The sequence below is a fragment of the Kitasatospora sp. NPDC059577 genome (assembly GCF_042735475.1).
Classification (GTDB): domain Bacteria; phylum Actinomycetota; class Actinomycetes; order Streptomycetales; family Streptomycetaceae; genus Kitasatospora.
The window spans coordinates 1-1,988 of sequence record NZ_JBHWBZ010000006.1 but is presented as its reverse complement, the minus strand read 5'-3'; the positions used below and the strand labels follow the sequence as shown (position 1 = coordinate 1,988).

The 1,988-nt window shown below is 74.4% G+C and carries 2 protein-coding genes; one reads left to right on the top strand and one right to left on the bottom strand.

The genetic code is table 11. From position 1 onward, the window contains the following. Window positions 1-107 precede the first annotated feature (107 nt). Entirely contained in the window at window positions 108-488 is a 381-nt protein-coding gene (locus tag ACFV0O_RS07815; RefSeq protein ID WP_380337858.1) for a GntR family transcriptional regulator, read from the top strand. A gap of 32 nt (window positions 489-520) precedes the next feature. On the opposite strand, the gene ACFV0O_RS07810 is transcribed toward ACFV0O_RS07815, so the two are convergent. Beyond that, window positions 521-1,777: an Ig-like domain-containing protein gene (locus ACFV0O_RS07810; RefSeq protein ID WP_380337855.1), complete on the bottom strand. Its 1,257-nt coding sequence runs from the start codon at window positions 1,775-1,777 to the stop codon at window positions 521-523. Between the last annotated feature and the right edge of the window lie 211 nt (window positions 1,778-1,988).

Genomic DNA, 1,988 nt, shown 5'->3' with positions numbered 1-1,988 from the left:
CCGCACCCCCTCCCCCCTCTCCCCGAGCGCGACGGCGTACGGTCCGCCCCCGCCCGCCCCCTCGGGCTTTCCCGCACCCGTCCCCGTCCCCGTCCCAGGAGCCTCCCGTGCAGCTCTCCGTCGACCCCCACTCCGCCACTCCCCCGTACGAGCAGATCCGTGCCCAGATCGCCGAGGGGGCCCGCACCGGAGACCTGCCCACCGGGCTGCGGCTGCCCACCGTCCGGGCCCTGGCCGAGGACCTGGGGCTGGCCGCCGGCACCGTCGCCCGGGCGTACAAGGAGCTGGAGGCGGACGGCGTGGTGGAGACCCACGGTCGGCGCGGCACGCTGATCGCCGCCGGGGACACCGCGCACCGGCTGGCCGCCGCGGCCGCCACCGAGTACGCCGAGCGCGCGCACCGCCTCGGGCTGTCGCACCCGGACGCCCTCGCCGCGGCGGTCACCGCCCTGGGGCTGGCCTACCCCGGGACGCACCCCGAGGTCTAGCAGCGGGCCGTCGAGGGGGTCCGGACGGGGGGTCAGACCTCCGGGCGGATCATCCCCGCGGCCGGGGCCTGGGCGGCCGGGAGGCTGGTGCTGAGGGGCTGTCCGACGGCGCTGTGCTTGACCCAGTCCGTCCAGGGGACGTTCCAGTCCCCGAAGCCGTTGCCGAACGCCTCCATCGCGGCGCCGTTGCTGTTGACCACCGTCACCAGGTCCCCCACCCGGGTGTTCTGGTAGAACCACTTGGCGTTGTCGGTGCTCATGCCGGTACAGCCGTGGCTGACGTTCGCCACGCCCTGCGAGCCGACCGACCAGGGCGCCGCGTGGACGTACTCGCCGCTCCAGGTCACCCGGGTGGCCCACTGCACGTCGAGGTCGTACGACTCCGCGCTGCCGGCGGCTATGCCGATGGTCTCGCCGCTCATCCGGACCGACCGCTCCTGGCCGAGCACCACCTTGACGCCGTTGCGGGTGTCGAAGCCGGGCTTGCCGGTGGTGACCGGGATGGTCCGCACGACCTCGCCGTCACGCTTCAGGGTGAGCTCGTGGGCGGCCGCGTCGACCACCGACTCGACCCGCTCGCCGATCCGCAGCCGCAGCGAGCTGCGGTCGCCGCCGTAGAGGCCGTCCGCGATCCGGCTGCCGGTGCCGTCGAAGGACAGCGCGACGGTCGTCCCGGCCGGCCAGTACTCCTCCGGGCGGAAGTGCAGGTTCTTGTCGTCCACCCAGTACCAGGCGCCGGTGACGGCGGGCTGGGAGGTGACGGTCAGGGACTGCTCGACCTCCTGGCGGGCCTGCGGGTCCTTCACCGCCTCGGAGAGCTGCACGGTGAGCGGCTGGCCGACCCCGTAGACGCCGGTGCCGGAGGAGTCCGGGCCGAGCTTGGCGGTGAGCAGGCGCTGCGCGGCGAGGGTGCTGAAGTCGGCGGTGGTGTCGCCCCGGCCGCCCTTGCCGTCGTCCGCGGAGATGCGGACGGAGTACGCCGTGGCGGCCTTCAGCCGTCCGGTGGTCTGCCAGCTGCGCTGGTCGTCGGCGAGCTTGCCCGCGACCACCCGGCCGTCCGGGCCCACCACGGTCACGTCGGTGAGCCGGCTGCCCTGCACGGCCGTGACGGTGACCGGCTGGGCGGGGTCCACCTTGCCGTCCGCCGAGAGGTGGACCAGTGGGGCCGCGTCGATCCGGTGCGGGCCGGCGGACTCGTCGCCGCCGGACGAGCAGGCGGCCAGCGGGGCCAGCACTGCGAGGGCCAGCGAGATGCTGCCGATACCTGCGGTTCCGCGCCTGTCGGCCATGACCGCCTCCGAGGGTTCGCACGATTGATCAGATCGTAGGAACGCTTTCGGTCTGAGCGACATCCGAGGGACCTCGCGTTCACCCGCCGGAGTGAGGCCGCCACCCCGCGGACGCACCACGGCCCGGGGGGCAGCCCGACGGCGGCCCCCCGCCCGAGGCGCACCAGGACCTGCGGGGCTAGATTGAGTCCACAGCGCACCCAAACACACA